At 70.0% G+C, this 1,400-nt stretch carries 1 protein-coding gene; it reads right to left on the bottom strand.

Annotated features, from left to right (window positions below):
• The coding region (locus tag AB0O00_RS39505; protein ID WP_363659498.1) for an acyltransferase at positions 1 to 1,123 on the bottom strand (1,123 nt) is incomplete at its 3' end.
• Positions 1,124 to 1,400: the final 277 nt, after the last annotated feature.

Here is a 1,400-nt window from a genome sequence, read left to right as displayed (position 1 = left end):
CGCGCCCCGGCATGCTCCAGCGGCGCATGACCGGCTCCTCCACCAGGGCGTACAGGGCCCAGGCGAGCAGCAGGGTGAGCGTGAAGGCGATCGCGATGTAGCCGAGGGCCCCGGCGTCGTCCCAGGTCTTCGTCGCACCGCCCATCAGCCGGTGGACCTGGGTGAGCACGAGGCTGTGCCACAGGTAGAAGGCGAAGGAGACGTTGCCCAGCCACACCATGGCCCGCCCGCGCAGCGGCGACCACCGTCCGGTGACGTCGGCGTGGGCGGCGGCGGCGATCATCAGGCCGAGCGGCACCACCATGACCGCGACCAGTCCGTAGGTCCAGCTCACGTGCGAGGTGAGGGCGTAGCCCGCGACGACCAGGGCCATGGCGGGCAGCAGGGGCAGGCCGATCCAGCGGCCTTCCTTGACGATCCTGGCCAGCAGCATGCCGAGGACGAAGTCCAGCACCCGGGTGGCCGGCAGGACGTAGACCAGCCAGAACTGCCACTGGGAGACCGGCGCGAAGAACAGGCCGGGCCGGTCCGGGAGCGCCCAGGCGATCATCGGCACGACGAGGACCGCCGCGACGAGGGCCCCGGCGACGGCCCACAGGCGCTGCGGGCGGATCCGGCCCACCAGGCGCAGCAGCAGCGGGAAGGAGACGTAGAACAGCGCCTCCACGGACAGCGACCAGGCGACGGGGTTGACGCTGGTCTCGACGTCGATCTGCGGGAACCAGGCCTGCAGCAGCAGGAGGTTCGCGAGGGCCTTCCAGCCGCCCAGGGACTGCCCGAGGAGCAGGAAGATCACGGCGGCGGCGACGTAGGTGACGAGGTGGTTGGGGAAGACCTTGAAGAAGCGCCGGCGCAGGAAGCGGCGGGCGGTGTCGGCGGGCCGGGCGGACCAGGCCAGCACGAAGCCGCTGAGGAGGAAGAAGAAGCCGACTCCGGTCCAGCCGCCCTGGCCGAAGACGGAACCGTAGATGTCCGAGGTTCCTTTGGAGGCGAACGGATACTGGTAGAGGGCATGGAAGAAGAACACCATGAGCGCGGCTATCATGCGCATTCCGGTGAGCGACGGCAGCCGGCTCAGATCCTGGCCGCCGGTCCGGGCTCTGTCGCCCGTGGGAAGGGACATCGGTAATCTCCCGTCGGATGTGATGTCACGTTCCCCCAGTGAATAGGCGGGGTCGCGGGGCGGCAATGAATCGGCGGGCATGGATTCCTATTTCCGGGAGTTGTTCCAGTTGCCGGAAACGGCCGTGCTCAGGTCAATTCGTGGCCGCCGTTCCGGGCCCCGGCGACGGCTTCGGCTTCGGCTTCGGCGACGGCCCCGGCGACCAGGTCCGGGCTCACCACACCGGCCGCCCGCCAGCCGTGGACCCCGACGGTGGGCACCTTGGCGATGCCGGCCC

It is taken from the genome of Kitasatospora sp. NPDC093558 (assembly GCF_040683475.1).
Taxonomy (GTDB): Bacteria; Actinomycetota; Actinomycetes; order Streptomycetales; family Streptomycetaceae; genus Kitasatospora.
Note: the sequence above shows the minus strand (reverse complement) of the source record. Positions and strands in the feature narration are given on the sequence as shown.